Origin of the sequence: Hymenobacter sp. B1770 (genome assembly GCF_049896385.1) — a bacterium.
GTDB lineage: Bacteria > Bacteroidota > Bacteroidia > Cytophagales > Hymenobacteraceae > Hymenobacter.
Genome location: NZ_JAFCUF010000007.1, coordinates 207,377 through 227,461 on the forward strand (window position 1 = coordinate 207,377; position 20,085 = coordinate 227,461).

The 20,085-nt window shown below is 58.2% G+C and carries 19 protein-coding genes and 1 pseudogene; 13 read left to right on the top strand and 7 right to left on the bottom strand.

The features are described from left to right. Nucleotides 1-50: 50 nt before the first annotated feature. Together nuoL and nuoK are read right to left on the bottom strand one after the other, a co-directional pair. Nucleotides 51-1,991 carry an NADH-quinone oxidoreductase subunit L gene (gene nuoL, locus ACP7AJ_RS15465; protein WP_426061115.1) on the bottom strand — a complete coding sequence of 647 codons (1,941 nt, stop codon included), beginning with the start codon at nt 1,989-1,991 and terminating at the stop codon, nt 51-53. A 192-nt stretch (nt 1,992-2,183) separates the two neighbouring features. Continuing rightward, nucleotides 2,184-2,516, bottom strand: a complete 333-nt coding sequence (gene nuoK, locus ACP7AJ_RS15470; RefSeq protein ID WP_188562078.1) for an NADH-quinone oxidoreductase subunit NuoK — start codon at nt 2,514-2,516, stop codon at nt 2,184-2,186. A 217-nt stretch (nt 2,517-2,733) separates the two neighbouring features. On the opposite strand from nuoK, the gene ACP7AJ_RS15475 reads away from it, so the two are divergent. Next, the gene (locus tag ACP7AJ_RS15475; RefSeq protein ID WP_426061116.1) at nt 2,734-3,336 is read left to right on the top strand and encodes an RNA polymerase sigma factor; all 603 of its coding nucleotides are present in this window, start codon (nt 2,734-2,736) and stop codon (nt 3,334-3,336) included. Between the two features lie 91 nt (nt 3,337-3,427). Further along, nucleotides 3,428-3,808, top strand: coding sequence for a hypothetical protein (locus ACP7AJ_RS15480; protein ID WP_426061117.1), 381 nt, complete (start codon nt 3,428-3,430; stop codon nt 3,806-3,808). A 117-nt stretch (nt 3,809-3,925) separates the two neighbouring features. Here the strand turns inward: ACP7AJ_RS15480 and ACP7AJ_RS15485 are convergent. Further along, nucleotides 3,926-4,024 (bottom strand): annotated as a pseudogene (locus ACP7AJ_RS15485) (ABC transporter ATP-binding protein); the annotation flags it as partial. Between the two features lie 235 nt (nt 4,025-4,259). Between ACP7AJ_RS15485 and ACP7AJ_RS15490 the strand changes: the two are divergent. The 3 genes from ACP7AJ_RS15490 to ACP7AJ_RS15500 all read left to right on the top strand — a co-directional run bounded on the left by ACP7AJ_RS15490 (nt 4,260) and on the right by ACP7AJ_RS15500 (nt 8,962). Beyond that, complete coding sequence (locus tag ACP7AJ_RS15490) at nt 4,260-5,078, top strand: 3'-5' exonuclease (protein WP_426061118.1); 819 nt, start codon at nt 4,260-4,262, stop codon at nt 5,076-5,078. A 390-nt stretch (nt 5,079-5,468) separates the two neighbouring features. Further along, the gene (locus ACP7AJ_RS15495; protein WP_426061119.1) at nt 5,469-6,491 is read left to right on the top strand and encodes a T9SS type A sorting domain-containing protein; all 1,023 of its coding nucleotides are present in this window, start codon (nt 5,469-5,471) and stop codon (nt 6,489-6,491) included. Between the two features lie 365 nt (nt 6,492-6,856). After that, a complete protein-coding gene (locus ACP7AJ_RS15500) occupies nt 6,857-8,962 on the top strand; it encodes a T9SS type A sorting domain-containing protein (protein ID WP_426061120.1) in 2,106 nt (701 codons plus the stop codon). Between the two features lie 95 nt (nt 8,963-9,057). Here the strand turns inward: ACP7AJ_RS15500 and ACP7AJ_RS15505 are convergent, their stop codons facing one another. Beyond that, entirely contained in the window at nt 9,058-10,104 is a 1,047-nt protein-coding gene (locus tag ACP7AJ_RS15505) for an NAD(P)-dependent alcohol dehydrogenase (RefSeq protein WP_426061121.1), read from the bottom strand. A gap of 171 nt (nt 10,105-10,275) precedes the next feature. Here ACP7AJ_RS15505 and ACP7AJ_RS15510 point away from each other — a divergent pair, with 171 nt between their 5' ends. Next, nucleotides 10,276-10,581 (top strand): DUF3817 domain-containing protein, encoded by a 306-nt coding sequence (locus ACP7AJ_RS15510; protein WP_426061122.1) that lies wholly within the window; start codon nt 10,276-10,278, stop codon nt 10,579-10,581. Between the two features lie 19 nt (nt 10,582-10,600). Here ACP7AJ_RS15510 and ACP7AJ_RS15515 read toward each other — a convergent pair whose 3' ends face one another. Continuing rightward, complete coding sequence (locus ACP7AJ_RS15515; protein ID WP_426061123.1) at nt 10,601-11,314, bottom strand: DUF1990 family protein; 714 nt, start codon at nt 11,312-11,314, stop codon at nt 10,601-10,603. Next, complete coding sequence (locus ACP7AJ_RS15520) at nt 11,292-11,873, bottom strand: DUF1990 family protein (RefSeq protein WP_426061124.1); 582 nt, start codon at nt 11,871-11,873, stop codon at nt 11,292-11,294. Before ACP7AJ_RS15520 ends, ACP7AJ_RS15515 begins: the two co-directional genes overlap by 23 nt. A 156-nt stretch (nt 11,874-12,029) precedes the next feature. On the opposite strand from ACP7AJ_RS15520, the gene nfi reads away from it, so the two are divergent. Further along, on the top strand, nt 12,030-12,719 hold the full coding sequence (nfi, locus tag ACP7AJ_RS15525; protein ID WP_426061125.1) for a deoxyribonuclease V: 690 nt from the start codon (nt 12,030-12,032) through the stop codon (nt 12,717-12,719). Nucleotides 12,720-12,831: 112 nt separating this feature from the next. Here nfi and ACP7AJ_RS15530 read toward each other — a convergent pair whose 3' ends face one another. Further along, nucleotides 12,832-13,737 carry a glutamate--tRNA ligase family protein gene (locus tag ACP7AJ_RS15530; RefSeq protein WP_426061126.1) on the bottom strand — a complete coding sequence of 302 codons (906 nt, stop codon included), beginning with the start codon at nt 13,735-13,737 and terminating at the stop codon, nt 12,832-12,834. Nucleotides 13,738-13,903: 166 nt separating this feature from the next. On the opposite strand from ACP7AJ_RS15530, the gene ACP7AJ_RS15535 reads away from it, so the two are divergent. The 6 genes from ACP7AJ_RS15535 to ACP7AJ_RS15560 all read left to right on the top strand — a co-directional run bounded on the left by ACP7AJ_RS15535 (nt 13,904) and on the right by ACP7AJ_RS15560 (nt 19,945). Further along, nucleotides 13,904-14,410: a hypothetical protein gene (locus ACP7AJ_RS15535; RefSeq protein ID WP_426061127.1), complete on the top strand. Its 507-nt coding sequence runs from the start codon at nt 13,904-13,906 to the stop codon at nt 14,408-14,410. 3 nt (nt 14,411-14,413) lie between these two features. Next, complete coding sequence (locus tag ACP7AJ_RS15540; RefSeq protein WP_426061128.1) at nt 14,414-15,193, top strand: LVIVD repeat-containing protein; 780 nt, start codon at nt 14,414-14,416, stop codon at nt 15,191-15,193. Nucleotides 15,194-15,237: 44 nt separating this feature from the next. After that, nucleotides 15,238-15,882, top strand: coding sequence for a hypothetical protein (locus ACP7AJ_RS15545; RefSeq protein ID WP_426061129.1), 645 nt, complete (start codon nt 15,238-15,240; stop codon nt 15,880-15,882). A 219-nt stretch (nt 15,883-16,101) separates the two neighbouring features. Next, nucleotides 16,102-17,568, top strand: a complete 1,467-nt coding sequence (locus ACP7AJ_RS15550; protein WP_426061130.1) for a complex I subunit 4 family protein — start codon at nt 16,102-16,104, stop codon at nt 17,566-17,568. A 174-nt stretch (nt 17,569-17,742) separates the two neighbouring features. Then, nucleotides 17,743-19,143 (top strand): NADH-quinone oxidoreductase subunit N, encoded by a 1,401-nt coding sequence (locus ACP7AJ_RS15555; protein WP_426061131.1) that lies wholly within the window; start codon nt 17,743-17,745, stop codon nt 19,141-19,143. 133 nt (nt 19,144-19,276) lie between these two features. Then, nucleotides 19,277-19,945, top strand: a complete 669-nt coding sequence (locus ACP7AJ_RS15560; protein ID WP_426061132.1) for a M15 family metallopeptidase — start codon at nt 19,277-19,279, stop codon at nt 19,943-19,945. Nucleotides 19,946-20,085 lie beyond the last annotated feature (140 nt).

Consider the following 20,085-nt stretch of genomic DNA (forward strand, 5'->3'; position numbering starts at 1 on the left):
AATGAGGTTCCCCGAGGCATGACGTTACTCCTTAAAAAAACGCCTAAACGCTAAAACCGCCCAAAATTGAGCGCTAGTATCAGTACAATGCCGATTACCATCAGAATCAAATACGTTTCCACAGCGCCCGTTTGCACGTAGCGCAGCAGCTGGCCGCCACCATTCACCGCCCGGCCAAACACGCCGACCACGGGGTTGATAACACCGTTTTCCACGAATTTGTACAGGCCAGTGGATAGCGCCATAGTGGGCTTCGTGAACAGCGTGTTATACAGCTCGTCGATGTAGTACTTATGGTATACCAAGCTCTCGGGGCCCGAGCGCTGGGCATCGTCTTCGACTGGACGCTGGGCACGGGCCACGTAAAACACATAAGCCAGAGCAATGCCCAGCACGCCCGCCGCAACGGATAGTCCAATCAGTATCAGTTCAGTGCTGTGGTCCAATTCGTGCGCGAAAGCGGCGGGCACCAAACGCTGCGAGTACGTGAAAATTGGGGCCAAGTACTCGGCTAGGAAATGGCGGCCCGTGAACATAGGCGCGCCCATGAAACCACCAACCGCCGCCAGCAAGGCCAGCACTATCAGCGGAAACGTCATGCTGGGCGGCGACTCGTGGAGGTGCTTACGTTGCTCCTCGGTACCGCGGAATTCGCCGAAGAAAGCCAGGAACAGCAAGCGGAACATATAGAAGGCCGTGAGGAAGGCCGTGAGCAGGCCCATACCCCACAGCACCTTGCTGTGCTGGAAAGCGTGCTCCAGAATTTCATCTTTCGAGAAGAAGCCCGAAAACGGAGGAATGCCCGAAATGGCCAAGCAGCCGATGAGGAAAGTGAGGAAGGTGATGGGCAGCGCCTTGCGCAGGCCGCCCATGCGGCGCAGGTCCTGCTCGTTGCTCATGGCATGAATCACGGAGCCAGCCCCGAGGAACATAAGCGCCTTGAAAAATGCGTGGGTGAGCACGTGAAACAGCGAAGTGCTGTAGCCCATCACGCCCAAGGCCAGGAACATGTAGCCCAGTTGCGAAACCGTGGAGTAGGCTAGCACCTTCTTGATATCGTTCTGCGCCAAGCCAATGGTGGCGGCAAACAAGGCCGTGGCCGCGCCCACAATGGCCACTACCTGCAGCGTATCGGGCGCCAGCGTGAACAGGACGTTAGCCCGCAGCACCATGTAAATACCGGCCGTTACCATGGTAGCGGCGTGGATAAGGGCCGAAACGGGCGTGGGGCCAGCCATGGCGTCGGGCAGCCACGTGTAGAGCGGCAGCTGGGCCGACTTGCCCATGGCGCCCACAAACAGCAGCAAGGTGATGGCCGTGATAACCCCCGTGCCGATTTGCATGGTGCTGGCCTTCTGGAACACTTCGGCGTACTGCACCGAGTCGAACGTCAGGTAAATCAGGAAGATGCCGAGCAGGAAGCCTAGGTCACCGATGCGGTTGATAATGAAGGCCTTTTTGGCTGCGTTGTTGTAGGCCGTGTTCTTGTTCCAGAAGCCGATGAGCAGGTAGGAGCACAAGCCCACGCCTTCCCAGCCAATGAACAGGATAACGAAGTTGGCGCCCATCACCAGCAGCAGCATGCTGAAGATGAAGAGGTTCAGAAAGCTGAAGAACTTACCCACGTTCTCGTCGTGGTGCATGTAGCCGATGCTGTAGACGTGAATGAGAAAGCCCACACCCGTCACGAGCAGCAGCATTATCAGGCTGAGCTGGTCAATCTGATATTGAAAAGGGATTTGCAGCGAGCCCACCGAAATCCAGTCGAAGAGCTGCACCGTGTACTGGTACTCGAAGTTGAGAAACAGCATCACCGAAATCAGGAACGAGCCCAACACGGTGGCACTGCCAATGAGGCCGGCCACGGTGCCGGAGAGCTTCCGGTTCAGCAGGCCGTTCAGCAAAAAGCCCAGGAAGGGCAGCAGCGGAATCAGGACGTAGAGAAACGTGGAATAAGGGGCGTTGGCGCCAGGGAGAACAGTTTCTTGCATTGTACTTAGGGCAATTTGTCATTGCGAGTGGAGCGCAGCGAAACGCGGCAATCCTTCCTCGTAATACTCAGTCACTTTCGAGTTGTGACGCACTTAATAAAGACTTGTCTTTTCCAAACTTGTCACATTTTGTAGGCATTCGCTGAGAACAGGACGGATTGCTTCGATCTGCTCGCAATGACAGAGCCTACGCTACCACTTCAACCTACTGAGCAGGTTGACGTCGGTGGTCTGGAAGTTGCGGTAAATCATGACGATGATGCCCAGGCCCACCGAGACTTCGGCGGCGGCCACGGCCATGATGAAAAACACGAAAATCTGGCCGTTGGGGTCAGCCCGGTAGGCCGAGAACGCCGTGAGCAGGATGTTCACCGCATTGAGCATCAGCTCGACGCACATGAAAATAATGATGGCATTGCGCCGCACCAGCACCCCCGTCACGCCGATGGCAAACAGCGCCGAGGCAAAAAAGACGTAGTACTGCAGCGGAACGGTGCGGATTACTTCAGGAATAGTTTGGTCCATGCGAAAAGGGCCGGCGAAAGAACAGTGCAGCCGGCCGGCAAAGGTATCCTTGAAAAAGGAAAAAGCAGGTCCTTTTTCATGTAGCGTGGACTCTGCGAGTCCGCGCGTGCGCCGTGCGGGTGTCGTTCACGCGCGGACTCGCAGAGTCCACACTACACCCGTGCCGCATTTAAAGTAATTTCGAGCCACCGGCGTCTGCTTGGTCAGAATGGAAACCATGGCTCTTTCGCTCCCCTCTCCCCTTGCTCCGATGACGGCTACGCAGCAAGACCGCCAGATTGCCGATGCCGTGCGGCAGCAGCGGCCCCGGCTGCTGCAGTTTATCCGTCGGCGCATTCCCGACGAAGCCGAAGCCGAAGACCTCCTGCAGGACGTCTTCGCCGAGCTTGTGGAAAGCTACCGCATGCTCAAGCCCGTGGAGCAGGCCGCGGCCTGGCTGTTCCGGGTGGCCCGCAACCGCATCACCGACTTGTACCGCCGCAAGCGCCCCGTGAGTTTGGAAGAAGCCTTTGGTGCGGCCGAAGCGTCGGACGACGGTGAAGGCCTGCTATTGGCCGACTTGCTCCCGGCCCCTAACGACTCGCCCGAAAACCGCCTGTTGCGCGAAACCCTCATGGATGCCCTCACCGAAGCACTGGCTGAACTGCCCGCTGCCCAGCGCCAAGTGTTTGTGTGGCACGAACTAGAAGACAAAACCTTCCGCGAAATGGAGGAAGAAACCGGCGTGCCGCTCAAAACCCTTATTTCGCGCAAACACTACGCCGTGCTGCACCTACGCAAACGGCTGCAGAAACTGTACACCGAATTATTCACGGACTAGATAGTGGAGTGGTGAGCACACGAATAGCATCATCCATATTCATCGCATAGCTAGCAGCTCACTATTTCACCATCTCGCAATTTCACCCATCATGGACCGTAAATTCTGGCTGCTCCGCGGCCTCCGTTTTTTCCTCTTCGCGGCCTTGTTCATCACGGCTGCCGTTTTCATCACCCAGTACCTGTGGAACTGGCTAGTGCCCGAAATTTTCAATGGACCGTCCATCACGGCCGTCCAAACCCTGGGCTTGTTGGTGCTGAGCCGCATTTTATTTGGCGGTTTCCGGGGCGGACAGCCCGGCGACTGGGCCCGGCGCCGCAAGGCCTGGCAGCAGCGCATGGCCGGCCGCATGGAAAACCTCAGCGACGAGGAGCGCGAGAAATTCCGGCAGCAGATGCAGCAGCGCTGCGGCATGGGCTTCATGCGCCGCCCCGAGCCCACAGCAGCTTCCGAAGCAAAGCAGCCGGCCTAACGCTTTTTCTTTATGAGCAATCATTCGGATTGCCGACCAATTCCTTTAGCCGCGCGGCCTCTCCCACAGAGGGCGCGCGTTTTGCTTCCATAGAAATCACACAATCACTCCGCGCCAGCTAGCAGAATCAGCATCTTGCAGCGTGGCAATGGTACGCATCAGCGAGCTTTTGCCGGCACCGTTGCATCCCAGCAGCTCAAATATGCCCGTGGGCAGCACCTACCGGCAAGAGGTACTCCGCCAGCTGAACCTGCGCTGTAGCGGAAGGCAGACTGCCAGGCCAGCCCCGCTGGCACCTGGTGGTAATCAGCAACTCAATCTGCTCCTTCTGTATACCGTGGTTTAGCGAATGGGTGTGCGGGTGAACAGCGTGGTTTTGAATTGCCCTTAAATTTTGCGCGGTTGCCCGCCCGGGCCCTACCTTCATACTCGACTATAGCCCGCCGCTGCCATGCACATTCTCCGCCACGTTGACCTTACCAAAGTCTTTTTTGTTGATATCGAGACGGTGCCGTGCCATAGCTGCCACGATGAGCTGCCCGCCCCCCACCAGTCGCTTTGGGAGAAGTTCAGCACCAAACGCCACGCCAAAGAGGTAGCCGACGGCAAAACCCACCCCGAGCTTTATGAAAAAGCCGGCCTCTACGCCGAGTTCGGCAAAGTTGTGTGCATTTCAGTGGGCTACTTCCGGTATTTCAACGACGATTCGCTGGAGTTTCGGGTCAAATCCTTTGCCGACGACGACGAGTGCGAGGTGCTGGGCGGCTTCGGCCGGTTTCTGGAGCGCTACCCGCCAGCTAGCCTCGAGCGGTACCCCAAGCTCTCTTCGGCCAGCAAGGACGGTCACTACCTCTGCGCCCACAATGGGCGCGAATTCGACTACGGCTACCTGGGCCGTCGCATGCTCATTTGCGGCCAAGCCATTCCGCCCATGCTCGACATTGCCGGCCACAAGCCCTGGGACCTGCCTCATCTGCTCGACACCATGGACCTCTGGAAATTCGGCGATAACAAGGGCCACATTTCCCTGCCCCTGCTGGCCGGCGTCTTCGGCATTCCCAGCCCCAAAGACGACATCGATGGTTCGCAGGTTGGTCATACCTACTGGACCGAAAAAAACCTCAAACGCATCGTCACCTACTGCGAGAAGGACGTCATCACCACCGCCCGCGTGTTCCTGCACTACAACGGCCAAAAGGCCCTGTGGCCCGAGGTACAAGTTACCCACACCCCTTGGCCCGCCGTCCCAACCATGCGCGTGATGGCATAGCATAGCACTTATACTTTCTTCTTTTAAGGGCAGCCCATCGGCTGCCTTTTTCTTTTTGCACGCCGCTCAAACTCTATTCACGAGTAAAAATCAAACCGTATTAATACCATTTAAAGTCAAAAGCAATCATTGTGAATATTATATATTATACAAAAACACTAAAATCGGTTCTCTTCCTTAACTTCAATTAAATTTCAACACAAAAGCAATTTTTAGGCTCTTAAAGGTTGTATTTTAAATTTGAGTCCTATATTTGTCATAATGAAAGAGAGCAGCAATCTAGGTTAAGTAAAAATTAAATCTCTTTCGCCACCATTATAATAGTTATAAAAACACATCACCCTCCATTACCCAATTATCTTATAGCTCAATTTCTACCCTTCAATTATTATGCGTCTGCACATTATATCCACCCTGCTGTGGCTGGCGGCGGGGTTATCCTTTGGCAAGGCTCAAGCTCAGGTTGTGGCGCCCAGTCGGGGCGGTGAGGTCAGCATTCTTGACGTCACGGCCACAACCATAGAGCTGGAGTTTGGTACCAGTGGCACAGGGCAGGGCCGGGTAGTAGCCATGGCGGCTACGCCCGGCGGCATGCCCGTGCCACTGGTAGCTGCCAACGGGCAGTTCTATGCCGGCCATGCGCACTACGGCCAGGGCAGTACGTTGGGGTCGGGGCACGTGGTGTACAATGGCACGGGCCACACTGCAACGGTAACGGGCCTGCGGCCGGGCACTTATTACTACATCACCAACGCCGAGTATAACTCGGACGGCACCAGCATTGCTTACCACACACGCGGCACCAGTGTCTCGGTTGCCACTCGCAGCGCCCCAGTAGTTCCCTTACCCGTCGAACTGACTCATTTCAGTGGCTCAGTGGATGAGCGAAGTCTGGCTACCCTGCGCTGGACCACGGCCACCGAGCGTAACTCGAATTACTTCGGAATTGAGCGCTCTCCCGACGGGGTTACTTTTTCGGAGGTGGGGCAGATGCCAGCGGCTGGCTTCACCACCCAACCACATGCATACCAGTGGCCCGACCCGCAGCGGTTGAGGCAGCGCACCTACTACCGCCTGCGGCAGGTAGACCGCGACGGTACAGTGAAGTATAGCCCGGTTGTGCCTCTGGAGCCCGCCCCCCGGCTGGCCCGCGCGCTCGAAGTCTACCCCAACCCCAGTGCCGGCCAACTCATCAATCTGTTGGCCCAGTCATACGATGGCGAAGAAATTCGCCTGCGCATCACCGATACCTTGGGCCGGGTACTCGTGGCCCAGGCCCTGACGCTCCCCGATGCCCGCTACCTCGCTCCTCTCCCTCTACCCGCCGGCACCGCTCCCGGCAGCTACATCCTTACCCTGACCAGCACCACTACCCTTACCCCTATCCAAAAACGATTTATTGTTTCTGAATAATTATTGTGTTTGACTACCTGCCCCGAGTGGTGGCCTGCTGCAACAGGCCGCCACTCGGGGCAAATTATTTAGTACTGGCTTTGCGTAGCCCTTCCTTACCGAAGGGCTTTTTTGTGCACCTTGTTGAGGGGTGCTGCCTTGTGCTTGTGGCGGCATGCGGGGCTGGCTTACCAATGTGAGCGACTAGCCTGCAGAAGAGGCTAATTCCCGGTGATACACTTGAAGAGATGTTAATATAGCAACATGAGCACCAATCTATTAAACCAATAATTTGTTAAACTGAACGGCACCTTTCCATCGTTGCTCTCGTACTAAATTAAAAGTTTTCGATTCTCCTGATTTATTCAATTAAGCTATGAGAAGCCATGAAAAAACTTATAAACAATGTCCGCAATAACTTCTACTCATTAAGCAAAGCACTTACCCTCCCTAAGCAGCAACTTCTGATGGGGCTTGTGCTGCTAGTGCTCACTGCGCTGGCTAATCCGGCCACTGCCACGGAGTTCACGAGGGATTATGTCATCCTCAACGGTACCCGTTACTATACCAACAGCAACGGCGGAGGTAGCGAGCCGTCCTTCTTGGGCATCCGTGACCTTGGTAGTTTCGACCGCGCCACCGGCTCCTTGCTTTTGGGTGCCGAAGCCAACACGAACGAAACCGGCAACGACGACGTGCAGTCGGTTCAACTGTTTTATCGGGTATACCTGCAGGGCACACCTCGCCCTTCCCCTGAAACGTTTACCTCGCTGGCTCTGAACTTAGCCGGGACTGGCAGCGGCCCCAATGCCCGCGATAAGCAGTGGGTAAATACCACCAGCAACCCCAATTTGCTAGCCAACACCAGCGGCCCGGGAACCTACGTACTAGAGGTATTTTTCCAGGGGCTTTACTCTTTCAGGAGAGCGGGCGGGGGCACAGCCCTCATTTTTGACAATAACGCGGGAGGAAACTACACGGTAACCTTTACCGTGACGGGCAGAGTGCCTGTGCAGTGGACCGGCGCCCAAAGCGACGATTGGTTTGACCCACTGAACTGGAACCCTAACATTGTGCCCACCCGGACCACGGACGCTACTATTGCTTTCTTCCAAAATGGCCGGTACCCCACCATTCGTGGCGGCGTAGCGCAGGTACGCACCCTCTCTATTCTGGGCGATAACGGCGCCCTGGGCGCCCGCAATTTCCTGGCTGGAGGAGCATTGGAGGTATATGGCGATTTTAAGGACCCCCACGGCGGGTTTGGGCAATCGGGCGGGTTATTCATCCTGGCCGGCGAAACCCAAACCTTCGACGGGGGTGTCTTCCTTGATTTTGTGGTGCAAGGTGGCGGCACCAAAATCCTGACCAACCGCATGGACATCCTAAGTTCCCTCACTTTCTCGGGGCTAGGAGGCATCGTCTCGACCCGCACTGACAACTCGATTGTATACAACATCGACCTAGCACCCAATGCGCAAGTCATCGGCGAGTCCGAAACCAGCCATGTGCTAGGCATTTTGCGAGCACAACGGTTTGTCAACACCGGTGTGCTCAACAACTTCGGAAACATTGGGGTAAGCCTCATCACCAATGGGGCAATAGCGCCGGGCATCACGCTGGCCACGCGCATCACAGGCTATGTTTTCAACGGAGTGCCACCGAGCAAAAGCGTAAAGCGCGGCTTTACCTTTGTGAGCGAACACCCCGAAGACCAGAACTTCACTCTTAGCTTCCGTTACCTCGATGCGGAAGTAAACGGCATTACTGAAGACGACCTGTTGCTGTTCCGCTCCCTCACCGGCAGTGTCCCCTTCACCAATTTGCAGCGCTCCACGCTCGACGTGGTCAATAACGTACTGACGCGCGTCAACATCCCCGGCACGCTGGCGGCCATTTTCACCCTTGGCGACCAGCTGGCTCCGCTGCCAGTGGGCCTCACCAGCTTCACAGCAGTGGCCAGCGGAACTGATGCCGTGCTAAACTGGACTACGGCGCAGGAAATCAATAACAAAGGATTTGAAGTGCAGGCATCTGACGATGGAGTCGCCTTCCGGAAGCTAGGCTTCGTGGCCGCCAGAACGCCCAACAGCAGCACTGCCCGCAACTACCAGTACCGCGACGCGGCGGGCGTGAACGCAGGAACGCGCTACTACCGACTGCGCCAGCTCGACCTTGACGATAAGGAAAGCTTCTTTGGCCCGCGGGCCGTCACTTTTGGAGCAGCTGCTACCGCTGCGGTGCAGGGCTACCCCAACCCGTTTACCTCTGAAATCAATCTGACACTGCAAGCTCCGGTTGCCGGGCAGGCCACGGTGAGCGTGCTCGACAACACGGGCCGCCAGGTGCGCACCTGGCAGCCAACCCTGGGCCCCGATGCTACTACCAGCATGAGCCTCCCCGACTTGCAGTCCCTTTCCCGGGGCCTCTACGTGGTGCAGGTGCGGTATAGCAACGGACAAGTGCAACGCCTGAAACTGGTGAAGGAGTAAGCTCAGAACCTGTGGCTTACCAAAACGTCCGGCCTTCCCGAATGGGAAAGCCGGCCGTTTTGGTACGACGCCTTGGGCCGCCGCTGGCACGGGACTTAGTTCAGCGTGGCCAAATCGATGACGAAGCGGTACTTCACGTCGCCTTTCAGCATGCGCTCGTAAGCTTCGTTGATGTCCTTGATGTCAATCATTTCAATGTCGGACATGATGTTGTGCTCGGCACAGAAATCCAGCATTTCCTGGGTTTCGGCAATGCCGCCGATGAGGGAGCCAGCTATGCGGCGGCGCTTGCCGATGAGGGCAAAAGCGTGCAGTTCGGGCGCTTCGGGCGGCACCCCCAGCAGAATCATGGTGCCATCACGGCGCAGCAGGCTCACGTACTGGCTCAGGTCGAGCGGGGCTGATACGGTGTTGATGATGAAGTCGAAGTAGTTCGAAACGCTTTTCAGCTGGTCTTTCTCCTTGGTCACCACAAACTTGTGGGCGCCCAACTCTTTGGCGTCGGCTTCTTTGTTGGGCGAGGTGCTGAGTACCGTGACTTCGGCGCCCATGGCAGCGGCCAGCTTCACGGCCATGTGGCCGAGGCCGCCGAGACCCATCACGCCCACGCGGTGGCCGGGGCCCACCTTCCACTGCCGCAGGGGCGAGTAGGTGGTAATGCCAGCGCAGAGCAGCGGGGCCACACGGGCCGGGTCGAGCTTGTCAGACACCTTGAGGGTGTACTGCTCATCGACCACAATTTGGTTGGAATAGCCGCCGTAGGTGGGCTTGCCGGTGCCTTTTTCCCGGCCGCCGTAGGTGCCCACCATGCCCTCTTCGCAGTATTGCTCCAGGCCTTCCTGGCAGCTGGGGCAGGTGCGGCAGGAGTCGACCATGCAGCCCACGCCAGCCAAATCGCCCACTTTGAAGTTTTTCACGTGGTCCCCCACTTTGGTGATGCGGCCCACAATTTCGTGGCCTGGCACCATTGGAAACACGGAACCGCCCCACTCGTCGCGTACCTGGTGCAAGTCAGAGTGGCACACACCACAAAATTGGATATCGATGAGCACGTCGTGCGGGCCGACTTCGCGGCGCTCAAAATCAAACGGAGCAAGCGGAACACTGGCAGCTGGGGCTGCATAGGCTTTGGTAGGAAGCATTGAAATAAATATGAGTGTTGAATTATGAGTTATGAGTTGGCACAGCCGCTGCGTTGCGGCCTTATGCTCGGGGCGTAGAAACGGGCTAACCAAAGCAGCGGGCGAAGGTTTCGGCTAAAGGGCTGAAAAGTGTGGGGTAGCTTTGCGGTTTCAACCTTGCATTTTGCTGCCATGCCCCCCGCTCCCGGTCATCTGTTACTTACGTCGTTGGGCCGCTTGCGGCTGATTGGTTTTCTGGAAGGAGTGTCGTTGCTGGTGTTGCTGGGCATCGCCATGCCGCTGAAGTACTTGGCAGGCCAGCCCACCGCGGTGCGCTACGTGGGCATGGCGCACGGCCTGCTGTTTGTGCTGTATGTGGTGCTGGTGCTTCAGGTAGGGATTGCGCGCTCGTGGTCGTTTGGGAAGATTGTGCTGGCGCTGCTGGCGTCGCTATTTCCCTTCGGTACCTTTTGGGCCGACCGACGTCTATTTCACTAAACCAGCGGTTGCATTAGCCTTAACTAGCTACTCCGGCCGCTGCTACGGGAACAGACGGTGCGGGGGTTCCTTCGGCCAAGGCAGCCGCCACCATTTCCCGCATCCGCTTCAATGATTCGCGGGCAAACTTGCGTTGGAGCATACGCCCAAACAGCTTGAAGCCCACCCAGTAAAACGGGTTCCGAATCTGGCCGGACTGCGACACGGCGTGGATGCGAAACTGCACCGCACCGGTCTGAAGGTTTTTGTGAATGGTGAAGTCAATCTGGCCGCGCTCGAAGTGGCCTTCCAGGGTGCGGTAGCCGTAGCCCCACACCCACTCGGGCCCATGGGGAGTATCGCGGGCAACCTCGTCGGTCACGCCGCTCACCCGCACGCCGAAGTAGAATTTAAAGAACAGAAACTGCGCCCGCAGCACCATGATACGCTTTTCGAGCGGTCCGTCGGGAGAGAAAATCCCGGTGATGAGGTCGGGCGGCGGAAAGGCGTAGCGCTGCAGCACGTCCTGGGCTGCCGCAAACGAGCCAGCCGCGGCGGGGGGGCCTGGCGCTTCGGCGGGCAGGTCAGTTTCGTAGTCGTCGATGCGCCAGCCGGTGGCGGTGGTGTACTCGTTTTGGCGTGTGAAGTCGTAGTTGACTTCAGTATTGGCGTAGGAGTCGAGGCGGGCGCGGTGCTGCTCCCACAACGGAGGGCGGGCGCTGGCTGCCGGGCTACGCATGGCGCTCGAAGTCATGGGAGCCGGCTTCGGTTTGAGTCAGGGTTTCTACCGTGACGTCGGAAAGGGCCTGGCCGCCGCTGGCCGCCGCCACGCGCCGACAAAACTCTACCCAGGTGGCTTCCTGCACCCGTTTGCCTACACCAAGGGTGCTGTAGGCAAACGCCACCAACCCGTCGCGGGAGCGGGCCCGCGAGCGGATTTCAAACCGCAGCGTATCGGGAGACTCGTCCAGGTAGTGGGCTTCGAAACAAATGCGGCCGGCTTCGGGGTGGCCTTCCAGGGTAATGAACTCAAAGAGCGTATCAGCGACTTCGGTCACCCGCACGCAGCCGTTCCAGGGGCCGAGGATGGAAATTTCAAACTCTTCGCCCACGCGCAAGCCCGTTTCTTCCCCTTCTTTCTTCTTGAAATCGGCCAGTAGCTCGGGCGCAAAGCGAGGTACATCGGCCTGCACTGCAGCCATGAGCTGCGTGGGCGTGAGGCGCGGCCGGGCCACGTCGATGAAGTAGCGGCGCTCAAGCCACGGGCCCGAGCCGGTGGCAGCCGGCTGCTCAGAATGGTTGGGATTGGCCACGGTCAGGGGTAAGAAAGTGAATTATGCGTGATGGATTAGAAGCAAGTACCACTTTCACGTATACGCCATTCGCTTTGGCTGGGTGGTAGTGGCTGCGCACCCTCCCCTCCCATTTCCGCACTCATACCTTAATAACTCACCCTTCACTCCTCCCAAATGGCCTATTACCGCCCGCCCGGCCCTCCACCCGACCCAGTTCTGGTACAGTCGCTCACGCAGCAGCAGCAGGAAATGCGCCTGCGGGTGCGGGCCGAGCCGTTGGCGCAGGAGCCGCGCCTTATTGCCGGCTGCGACTCCTCTTTCCCTACGCCAGACACCATCCTCTCGGTGTTTGTGGTCTTGAAATTTCCCTCGATGGAAGTAGTTGAGAAGGTATACAACTACGGAGTGGTCGACATGCCTTACGTGCCCGGCTTCCTCTCCTTCCGCGAAGCACCGAACGTCATCCACGCCTTCGCCAAGCTTGAAAACAAGCCCGACGTCATCATGGTCGACGGCCACGGCATTGCGCACCCGCGCCGTATGGGCATTGCCGCGCACCTCGGCGTGCTGCTCGACATGCCCACTTTCGGCGTAGCCAAGCAAAAGCTGACGGGCACGTTTACTGAACCAGCAATTGAGCGCGGCAATCTTTCACCCCTTACCGATGCCAAAACCGGTGAGTTGATTGGCGAAGTCATTCGCAGCAAAGACAAAGTGCTGCCTCTGTTCGTGAGCCCCGGCCACCGCTGCGACCAGGCCACGGCCACGCGGCTCACGCTGGCTTGCCTGCGCGGCTACAAACTTCCAGAGCCTACGCGCCTAGCCGACCATTGGGCCGAGCAGTTTAAGAAAGAGGTGCGGTAGCCGGAACAAGTGCACCGTCTGTCATGCTGAGGCACTTCTGTCATGCTGAGCCTGCGAAGCATCTTATCGCCGCTGAACGTACCGTTAGGGCGTGATAAGATGCTTCGCAGGCTCAGCATGACAGCCGATTTGTGGAAAGCATGCTTTCCAACTCTTCCAACGAGCCCACAGTACCGGGTGGTAGCCCCCAAAGGCTTGCTATTGCTTCATAAACAGCCCGAGGGCCAGCGGTTCCACCCAACACGCCCGCATCTAAAGGGAGCTGTTGCGACTTTGATAGCTTTTGCCCATCCGCGTTGGTCAGCAAGGGGTGATGCAGGAACTGAACGCGCGAGGTATTGAAAATTGCGGTTTCTGACAACTGCCCGGCCAGCCAGAGTTGCGCAGCCGTGCTTGGCAGCAAGTCCAGCCCCCGCACAATGAGCGAGGTACCGAGCCGCAGGTCATCTACTACCGATGCTACTTGGTAAGCGACCACGCCGTCTTTTTTTCGTATGACAAAGTCAGGCATCAGCGCACCGAGCGGTACCGTGGTTTCGCCCTGCCAGACATCGGGCACGGGCACCGTGGTACCAGCGGGTACGTGGATGCGCCAAGCCGCGCCCGGTGTTTCAAGAGATGCTGGTGCATCGGCTCCGGTGGTGCGCGAGCGGGTGCTGGCCTGCACCTGCCCAGGCCGCTGCAGCGGAGCCGACAGGGTCAGGCGACGCAGTACGGCGTTGTATTCGGGTAGGTGCAGCAGCTGCGAATAGTGACGCAGGAAATCGTCGGGACCGTTGGGGCCATGGTCATAATCAATGCCCAGCCAGTCGATGACCCGAAAAATATTATCTAGGTAGGCCGCGCGCAGTCGGGCTCGGTCTAGGTCGTCGATGCGGAGGTGCAAGATGCCGCCAGCTTGGCGGGTGAGAAGCCAAGTCAACACGAAGTTCACGGCATTGCCCAGGTGCAGGTAGCCGCTGGGCGTGGGTGCTAGGCGGGAAATAACGGGTGGCGAAGGGGTTGCGGGCAGCAGCATCAGCAAGATTGGAGGCGCAAGTATAAGCGGCCCGCCCGCAGAGAATTTACAAGCGAGTTAAAAGTCTTATATAATCATACAAACCCTCGTATCTTAGGCACCACTCGCGGCTATCGGCTGGCTACGTTGCAGTTAAACAGCAAGGTTCTTTACCCTACCACTCACTATGCGTCTCTTCTACTTGCCCGTACTGAGCCTGTTGCTCGGAAGCTGCGTTGATGTCAATCAGCCGCCAACCGATCCGGCCCCCAGCTACCGCCCCATTCTGATGTCGCGCCAGCAGCTGGAAGCTTCGGTGGCAGGGCAGGCGCCGCGACCACTGCAGGTGCCGGGCAAAATTTTTGTAAGCAACCGCTACCTGTTCGTCAACGAGCAGTACCAAGGCATTCACATTTACGACAATGCCGACCCGGCCAAACCTACGGAAGTGCAGTTTCTGCGCATTCCTGGCAATGTAGATCTAGCCGTTCGGGGCTCCCTGCTCTATGCCGACAACGGCCCCGACCTGGTAGTGGTCGACATCAGCGACCCGACGCAGCCGCGCGAAGTGGGTCGTACCCGCGACGCCCTGCCCGAGCTCTCGGCGCCGGTCCGCTTCTTCTCTATGCCCGCCGAATACCAACCCGCTAACCTCCCCGCCAACTCCGTGATTGTGGGTTGGGAAAAACGCTAAGCCATGAAAAACCTCTTTCTTTTGCGGTTGAGCACGTTGCTGAGCCTGGTGGTTACCCTGAGCAGCAACAGCTGCGGCAGCTCTTCTGATGCGTCGTTCAACTCGGCGGGTGGCGATGGGCAAGCTGGCTCCATGGCCCGCTTCGCCATTATGGGCAACACTCTGTACGCCGTAGACCATTTCAACCTGCGCACTTTCGACCTGAGCACGCCCCGCACGCCGGCGGCTGGGCCCGTGGTGCCAGTGGGCACCGACATAGAAACCATATTCCCACGAGCGCCCTACCTGTTCATCGGCAGCCAGCGGGGCATGTTTATATACGATACCAACAGCAGCACGCCGCGGCTGGTGGGCTCGTATGAACACGCCGTGAGCTGCGACCCCGTAGTGGTGGCCGACCGCTACGCCTACGTGACGTTGCGCAACGACGGCGGGTGCGCCCGCGGCGTCAATCAGCTCGACGTAGTGGACCTAGTTACCATGAGTCGGCCGTTGCTGGTCAAATCTTACCCGATGTCCCAGCCCTATGGCTTGGGCGTGGACAGTTCCCTGGTATTTGTGTGCGACCGGGGCATCAAAGTATTCGACGCCCGTAACACGCCCAACCTGGTACAGCTGCAGGCCTTCAATATTGCCGCAACGGATGTCATCGCCCGGCGGGGCGTTCTGCTCGTTACTGGCGCCGACGGGCTTTACCAATACCGCTACTCGGCCCCCACGGCCACGGGGGCTGGTAGCCTGCAGCAGCTAAGCCGCATCCCCGTTGTTCCGCTCAAGAAATGACAACACGCCTTCCCAAGCTGATAATTGGTCTGTTAACTGCGGCCATGCTACTGTTGAATTCCGGCCCGGCCCGAGCCCAGATAGCACCTGACTCGGCCCGGCTGGTTGGAAAGTTGGCGTTGGTGAAGCTGTTCTCCAGCACGTACGAGGCCGAGGTTGAATACCGCCATGGCCAGCGTTTCAGCTTTTCGCTGCTGCCACGGCTGGTTTCGGGCAAGCCGAACGACTATTCAGCCAACTCTACCATTACGATAACAACCTCCAACGACCAGATTCGGGGCTACGGTCTGGGCTTTGGCTCGCGGTTTTACATTCCCAACACCGGCACCGAGGGCACCAGGCTGGCGGGCCTGTACATCGGCTTGAAAGCCGAATACCAGCACCTGCGCCTGAGCTACCAAAAGGAAGTCTGGGGCGAGGACCCGGCGCCCGACGGCCTGCTCTACTATACTTTCCGCAACCGTAAGTTCACCGAAACCATCAATCGCTACGGTGGGGCCGCCACGCTGGGCTACCAGTGCCAGATATTTCTGCCGCGCCTACGCCTCGATGCGTCCGCCAGCCTCAACAACCTTTACAGCCGCTCCAGCGCCGGCCAAGCCAGTCGCTACCGCTCGTTCCAAGCCGATTATGCCTACTCCGGCGCGCTCTGGACCATGGGCCTGAGTGTGGGCTATGTGCTAAAGTAAGCGGGGCTACCAGTTCCGGACGGACAGCCGGCGCGGCCGCTCTTTTGCCCCGCCACCGCCCCGTGGCGGCCGGCTCCTGCACGCTGGCAGCTGAGCCGAAATGCAGCCGGGCAGCAGAACTTCCAACTATACTGCGGAGCCTTACCACTCAGTGCGTAAGTTTGCGGTCAATTTGCGGGTCGGTTCTCCTGGCCCGCAACGCGTCCAACTCGCTCGTTCATGCTGACTGCTGTACTGCTTTTCCTCCCGCTGGCTGCCGCTTTGCTGCTGCTTTTTATCAAGGGAGCCGCCGCCCGTGCCCTGGCCCTGGGCGCTACACTCCTCGAATTTGGTCTTGCGGTATATGCCGCTTTCGCCTTCAAAACCAGCGGCACGGCCGGGTTCAACCTCAATTACGCCTGGATTCCTTCGGCCGGCATCAACTTCCACCTCGGAATTGACGGGCTGAGCCTACTGTTGGTGCTGCTCACCACGTTTTTGGTGCCGCTCATTCTACTGGCCGCCTTCAAGCACAACTACGACAATCCCTCGACCTTCTACGCCCTAGTGCTGTTCATGCAGACGGGCCTATTGGGCGTGTTCATGGCACTCGATGCCTTCCTGTTCTACTTCTTCTGGGAAGTTGCCCTCATCCCCATTTATTTCCTGGCGGGCGCCTGGGGCGGCGAGCGCCGCGTGGCGGTCACGCTCAAGTTTTTCCTCTACACAGTGGTGGGCTCGCTCTTTATGCTAGCCGGCTTCGTGTACCTCTACTTGCAAACCGGCCCCGCGGCCGGCAGCCTGGCCTCCCACTCTTCGGAGCTGTCAGCCTTCTATAGCCTCAAGCTGAGCGCAGCCGAGCAGTCGTGGCTGTTCTGGCTGATTTTCGCGGCCTTCGCCGTGAAGATGCCCATCTTCCCCTTCCATACCTGGCAGCCCGACACCTACACCGAGTCGCCGGCGCCGGCCACCATGCTGCTCTCAGGCATCATGCTGAAAATGGGCATTTACGGCACCATGCGCTGGTTGCTGCCCATCGTGCCGCTGGGCGTGAGCCAATGGGGAAAATTGGTTATCATCCTGTCCATCATCGGCATTATCTACGGAGCCATCATTGCCATTCGGCAGCGCGACATGAAGCGCCTCATTGCTTATTCGTCGCTGTCGCACGTGGGCCTGATGGCGGCAGGCGTGTTCTCACTCACCCAAATTGGCCTGCAGGGCGTCGTTATCCAGATGCTCGCCCACGGCGTGAACGTGGTGGGCATGTTCTTCGTGGCCGACGCAATTGAGCGCCGCACCGGCACCCGCTACATCCCCGACCTGGGAGGCCTCACCCGCCGCACGCCTGTGCTGTCGGTGTGCTTTCTGGTAATGCTGCTCAGCACCGTGGCCCTGCCGCTCACGGGCGGTTTTGTGGGCGAATTCCTGCTCTTGGCTGGCGTGTATCAGTACAATGCCTGGGCAGGCGCCATTGCTGGCCTCACCATCATTTTCTCGGCAGTGTACTTGCTGCGCATGTTCCAGCGCGTAATGCTCGGCCCCGACTCCGCTTTCTCCGAAACCATCACCGACCTCACTGGCGGCGAACTGCTGATACTGGTGCCGCTCATCGTGCTGGTGTTCTGGCTGGGCCTGTTCCCGGGTTCTTTCCTGCACCTCTCCGAGCCAGCTGTTATCAACATTCTGGGGCTGGTAGCCCGATAGTCTTTAGTAGTAGGATGACGGGGCCCACCTGGCATCCCAAATGCAGCGAAGCGGAGTGAAGGACCTAATCACGCTAGCGCAAATTTGAGTAACAACCCAACGAAGCGACCTTGCTGAGGTCCTTCGCAAGCTCAGGATGACAAACCTTAATGTCGCTCTGCCTTACGTAAGCCCATGATTTCCATCATTCTCCTCTCCGTCTTCGGCATCCTCAACCTGTTTCTGGGCTTCCTGCGCTCAAACAAGGTGCTGTTGCCCGGCGCCATGCTGTTGCTGCTGGCCGTGTTTGGGGCCAACCTGGCCGACTGGAACGTGGTTCACGCCCCGTATTTCAACAACATGCTGGTGGTCGACAATTACACGGTAGCCTTCACCGGCATCGTGTTGCTGACCACCATTGTGCTGCTGCCCTTCTCGCGCAGCTACGTAGTATCTGGCGAAACCAATCTGGCCGAATACTACGCCCTGCTGCTGTTCTCGCTGGTTGGCGCCGTGATGATGGTTGGCTACGACCACCTCATCATGCTCTTTGTGGGCATCGAAATCCTGAGCATTTGCATGTACGTGCTAGCGGGCTCTAACAAGCGCGATTCACGGTCCAACGAAGCGGCGCTCAAGTACTTCCTGATGGGGGCCTTTGCCACGGGCATCCTGCTGTTTGGCATTGCCCTGCTCTACGGGGCCACGGGCACGTTCGTGCTCTCGCAATTGGCAACGGCCATCGCTGCGCCTGCTAATGCTAGCCTGCAGCCCATGCTCTACATCGGCATCCTGATGATGATTATCGGCATTGGCTTTAAAGTGTCGGCCGCGCCCTTCCACTTCTGGACGCCCGACGTGTACGAAGGCACGCCTACATTCTTTACTGCCTTTATGAGCACCGTGGTGAAAACGGCTGGTTTTGCCGCTTTCCTCAAGCTCCTGGCGGTGGCTTTGCCCGCCGCCCAAGGCTTCTGGATGCCCACCATTCAGGCCATGTGCGCCCTCACCCTGCTGCTGGGCAACGTGGGCGCCGCCGCCCAAACCAGCACCAAGCGCATGCTGGCTTACTCCAGCGTGAGCCACGCCGGCTACCTGCTCATCGGCTTGGTGGCCAGCCGCGGCAACCTGACCGGCGATGCCGCCAGCGGTATCTTCTTCTACTCCCTGGCCTACTCAATTGCTACCATCGCAGCCTTTGGCGTGCTGAAACTAGTGGCCGACCACCGCCAGCGCGACGACTACGCCGGCCTCAACGGGTTGGGCAAAACTAACCCCTTGCTGGCCTTCACCATGACGGTAGCCATGCTCTCGCTGGCCGGCATCCCGCTCACGGGAGGCTTTTTCGGCAAGTTTTTCCTGCTAGCCGCGGCCGCCGACCAAGGCTACATTGGCCTCGTGGTGTTTGCTGTAGTAATGAGCATGGTGGGCCTCTACTATTACCTGCGCCCCATCATTGCCATGTATTTGCAGCCTGTGCCCGAGGGCGCTACGGCCGTGCCGGTTGATGGCACCCAAACTGCCACGCTGGCCTTGCTTGTGGTGCTCACCATTGTGTTGGGCATTGCCCCAGGTTTCCTCAGCGGCATCCTGTAGCATTCATTTCTGGGTAACAAAAAAGCCTCCGCAATGGAGGCTTTTTTGTTACCCAGTGGCGGTGCTGACTGCGGTGCTGGAAGTCAGGCTTGAACTTTGGCGGTTATATTGAAGAAACTTTTGCCTTCGTTGAATGAGCCAATCCGACCAGAAACATCCTGCTTTTCGAAAGCTGTGGGCCATTTGTGCTGTAGTATTAATCAGCTGTGCCACCACCAAGCCCCCCCACGAAACCGGTAATTTCAAGGCTTCGGACTTGGTAGAATTGCAGCGCCTCGACCCGACCATCCAACTGGATATTCGGTACGCAACCAGCAGCAACTTCATGCATCGGCCTCTGTATCCTGAGGCTCGGGCCTTCTTGCAGCGCCCGGCGGCCGAAGCCTTAGCCAAAGTAAACCAGGAGCTAAGGCCCTTAGGTTACAAGCTTTTGGTTTTTGATGGCTACCGCCCTTGGCGCATCACCAAACAAATGTGGGACAGCACCCCAAGAGCCAACAAGAAGTTTGTGGCCAACCCCAAAACAGGTTCCCGCCACAACCGCGGCTGCGCCGTCGATTTGAGCTTGTGCGAGCTCAGTTCCGGCAAGGAAGTAGCCATGCCCGGCGAATACGATGAGATGAGCCCCCGCTCGTACGTGGCCTACACCGGCGGCACGCCTGAGCAGCGCGCAATGCGGGATTTGCTGCGCAGCAAGATGGAAAAGCACGGCTTCAAGGTGCTTGCGGCCGAATGGTGGCACTTCGATTTCAACGATTGGAAATCTTACCGCATTCAGGATGTTCCATTTGACAAGCTGTAGTGGCTTCAGTCCCCAAGTCACTTGTCAAAGGAACGCCATGCCGAGTGCAGCAAAGCATCTCGCTCGCTTCGCTGCGCTCTGCATGACCGTTAGATGCCCACATTCAGCAATAAACCTGAGAACAAAAAGTACCCCGGCCA

What these genes read in the sequence shown, in the direction of transcription:
- ACP7AJ_RS15560 (WP_426061132.1), top strand. Translation starts at nt 19,277, where the DNA reads ATGAGCCAATCCGACCAGAAACATCCTGCTTTTCGAAAGCTGTGGGCC.
- ACP7AJ_RS15475 (WP_426061116.1), top strand. Translation starts at nt 2,734, where the DNA reads ATGGCTCTTTCGCTCCCCTCTCCCCTTGCTCCGATGACGGCTACGCAG.
- nuoK (WP_188562078.1), bottom strand. Translation starts at nt 2,516, where the DNA reads ATGGACCAAACTATTCCTGAAGTAATCCGCACCGTTCCGCTGCAGTAC.
- ACP7AJ_RS15545 (WP_426061129.1), top strand. Translation starts at nt 15,238, where the DNA reads ATGCTACTGTTGAATTCCGGCCCGGCCCGAGCCCAGATAGCACCTGAC.
- ACP7AJ_RS15495 (WP_426061119.1), top strand. Translation starts at nt 5,469, where the DNA reads ATGCGTCTGCACATTATATCCACCCTGCTGTGGCTGGCGGCGGGGTTA.
- ACP7AJ_RS15550 (WP_426061130.1), top strand. Translation starts at nt 16,102, where the DNA reads ATGCTGACTGCTGTACTGCTTTTCCTCCCGCTGGCTGCCGCTTTGCTG.
- ACP7AJ_RS15515 (WP_426061123.1), bottom strand. Translation starts at nt 11,314, where the DNA reads ATGACTTCGAGCGCCATGCGTAGCCCGGCAGCCAGCGCCCGCCCTCCG.
- ACP7AJ_RS15505 (WP_426061121.1), bottom strand. Translation starts at nt 10,104, where the DNA reads ATGCTTCCTACCAAAGCCTATGCAGCCCCAGCTGCCAGTGTTCCGCTT.
- ACP7AJ_RS15555 (WP_426061131.1), top strand. Translation starts at nt 17,743, where the DNA reads ATGATTTCCATCATTCTCCTCTCCGTCTTCGGCATCCTCAACCTGTTT.
- ACP7AJ_RS15500 (WP_426061120.1), top strand. Translation starts at nt 6,857, where the DNA reads ATGAAAAAACTTATAAACAATGTCCGCAATAACTTCTACTCATTAAGC.
- ACP7AJ_RS15480 (WP_426061117.1), top strand. Translation starts at nt 3,428, where the DNA reads ATGGACCGTAAATTCTGGCTGCTCCGCGGCCTCCGTTTTTTCCTCTTC.
- nuoL (WP_426061115.1), bottom strand. Translation starts at nt 1,991, where the DNA reads ATGCAAGAAACTGTTCTCCCTGGCGCCAACGCCCCTTATTCCACGTTT.
- ACP7AJ_RS15530 (WP_426061126.1), bottom strand. Translation starts at nt 13,737, where the DNA reads ATGCTGCTGCCCGCAACCCCTTCGCCACCCGTTATTTCCCGCCTAGCA.
- ACP7AJ_RS15490 (WP_426061118.1), top strand. Translation starts at nt 4,260, where the DNA reads ATGCACATTCTCCGCCACGTTGACCTTACCAAAGTCTTTTTTGTTGAT.
- ACP7AJ_RS15510 (WP_426061122.1), top strand. Translation starts at nt 10,276, where the DNA reads ATGCCCCCCGCTCCCGGTCATCTGTTACTTACGTCGTTGGGCCGCTTG.
- ACP7AJ_RS15540 (WP_426061128.1), top strand. Translation starts at nt 14,414, where the DNA reads ATGAAAAACCTCTTTCTTTTGCGGTTGAGCACGTTGCTGAGCCTGGTG.
- nfi (WP_426061125.1), top strand. Translation starts at nt 12,030, where the DNA reads ATGGCCTATTACCGCCCGCCCGGCCCTCCACCCGACCCAGTTCTGGTA.
- ACP7AJ_RS15535 (WP_426061127.1), top strand. Translation starts at nt 13,904, where the DNA reads ATGCGTCTCTTCTACTTGCCCGTACTGAGCCTGTTGCTCGGAAGCTGC.